The sequence below is a fragment of the Streptomyces sp. NPDC057654 genome (assembly GCF_042800135.1).
GTDB lineage: Bacteria > Actinomycetota > Actinomycetes > Streptomycetales > Streptomycetaceae > Streptomyces.
The window spans coordinates 1-2,129 of record NZ_JBHVHQ010001163.1 but is presented as its reverse complement, the minus strand read 5'-3'; the positions used below and the strand labels follow the sequence as shown (position 1 = coordinate 2,129).

2 protein-coding genes are annotated in these 2,129 nt (G+C 72.8%); both read left to right on the top strand.

All coding sequences use genetic code 11. The annotated features are described in order from the left end of the window. The first annotated feature begins 281 nt into the window (after positions 1-281). Positions 282-1,736, top strand: a complete 1,455-nt coding sequence (locus ACFU99_RS41600; protein ID WP_384403402.1) for an NCS2 family permease — start codon at positions 282-284, stop codon at positions 1,734-1,736. Positions 1,737-1,766: 30 nt separating this feature from the next. Next, positions 1,767-2,129: XdhC family protein (locus tag ACFU99_RS41595; RefSeq protein ID WP_384403399.1), on the top strand; the 363-nt coding region annotated here is incomplete at its 3' end.

Here is a 2,129-nt window from a genome sequence, read left to right as displayed (position 1 = left end):
GCCGCCGCGCCGTACGGGCTCCGCGGCGTCGGCGAGGCGCCCACCCTGTCCTCGACCCCGGCCGTCGTGGCGGCGATCCGGGCGGCGACGGGGCTGCCCCTCAACCGCGTCCCGGTGCGGCCCGAACACCTCACCGGCACCTGACCGCTCCGTACGCCCATCCGTACGCCCAACCGTCCGTCCCTCCGTCTCGGGCCGTCCCCCGGGTCGTGCAGCCACGCACCATCCCACCCATATCCCGCGCCCCACACGGGCGCCCTGTGAACCTCGGGAGCAGGCACGTGACCCATCAGTCGATACGGCCGCGTCCGGCGGCGGGCGACGGCGACGGCCCGCGCCAGCCCGCCGGCCGCTCGTGGCCCGACCGGTACTTCCACATCACCGCCCGCGGCTCGACCCTCGCGCGCGAGGTGCGCGGCGGCGTCACCACCTTCATGGCGATGGCGTACATCCTGCTGCTCAACCCGGTGCTGCTGAGCGGCCCCGACGCCGACGGGCACACCCTCGGCCGCACCGCCGTCATCACCGCGACCGCCGCCGCGGCGGCGCTGACCACGCTGCTGATGGGGTTCATCGGCAAGGTGCCGCTCGCCCTCGCGGCCGGGCTCAACGTCTCGGCGGCCCTGACCACGCAGGTCGTGCCGCGGCTGACCTGGCCGCAGGCCATGGGGATGTGCGTGATGTACGGGGCCGTCATCATGCTCCTGGTCGTCACCGGCCTCCGCGAGATGATCATGAACGCGATACCGCTGCCGCTGAAACACGCGATCACCATGGGCATCGGCATGTTCGTCGCCCTGATCGGCCTGGTGAAAGCGGGCTTCGTCGGCAAGGGCACGGGCGCCCCCGTCCAGCTCGGCGCCACCGGCGAACTCACCGGCTGGCCCGTCCTCTTCTTCGCCGTCACCCTGCTGCTCATCTTCATGCTCCAGGCCCGCGCGGTCCCCGGCGCCATCCTCATCGGCATCGTCGTCGGCACCCTCCTGTCCGTCGCCGTCACCCGGCTCGGCCACCTCACCGACCGGGACTGGGGCGGTGTCACCCCGGCGCTGCACGGCAGCGCCGTCTCTGCCCCCGACTTCGCCCTCCTCGGGCACGTCGAGTTCGGCGGCTGGGACCGGATCGGGGCGATCAGCGTCTCGATGATCGTCTTCACCCTGGTGCTGGCCGGGTTCTTCGACGCCATGGCCACCATCATCGGCGTCGGCACCGAGGCCGGGCTCACCGACGCCGAGGGACGGCTGCCCGGCCTGTCCCGCGCGCTGTTCATCGACGGCGCGGGCGGCGCGATCGGCGGCGTCGCCGGGGCCTCCGGCCAGACCGTCTTCATCGAATCGGCCACCGGGGCCGGGGAGGGCGCCCGTACGGGGCTGTCGTCCGTCGTCACCGGCGCGTTCTTCGCCGCCTGCCTCTTCTTCACGCCGGTCACCCGGCTCGTGCCCGCCCAGGTGGCCGCGGCGGCGCTCGTCGTCATCGGCTCGATGATGATGGGCGCGGCCAAGCACGTGGACTGGAGCGACCGTTCGGCCGCCATTCCCGTCTTTCTGACGGTCGCCCTGATGCCGTTCACGTACAGCATCACCGCCGGCGTCGGCGCGGGCGTCATCGCCTACACCGCCATCCGGGCCGCGCGCGGGAAGTGGCGCGAGCCGGGAGGGTTCATGTGGGGGCTGAGCGTTATCTTCCTCGTCTACTTCGCGCTCGGCCCGATCGAACAGTGGCTGGGCGTGAGGTGAGGAAACGGAGCATAACGGGAGCTGAGCACCATGCTGGACATCGCCGCTGAACTACACCAATGGTGCGAGCAGGGACGGGACTTCGCCGTCGCCACCGTCGTGGCGACGCACGGCAGCGCGCCCCGCCGGCCCGGCGCCGCCCTCGCCGTCGACGCCGACGGCGCCGCGATCGGCAGCGTGTCCGGCGGGTGCGTGGAGGGCGCGGTGTACGAACTGTGCCGCGAGTCGCTGGAGAGCGGCGAGAGCGTCCTGGAGAGCTTCGGATTCAGCGACGAGGACGCCTTCGCGGTGGGGCTGACGTGCGGCGGGATCATCGACATCCTGATCACGCCGGTACGCGCCGCCGATGCCGCGGGGGTGCGGACGACGCTCGCCGCCGCCCTGGCCGCCGCC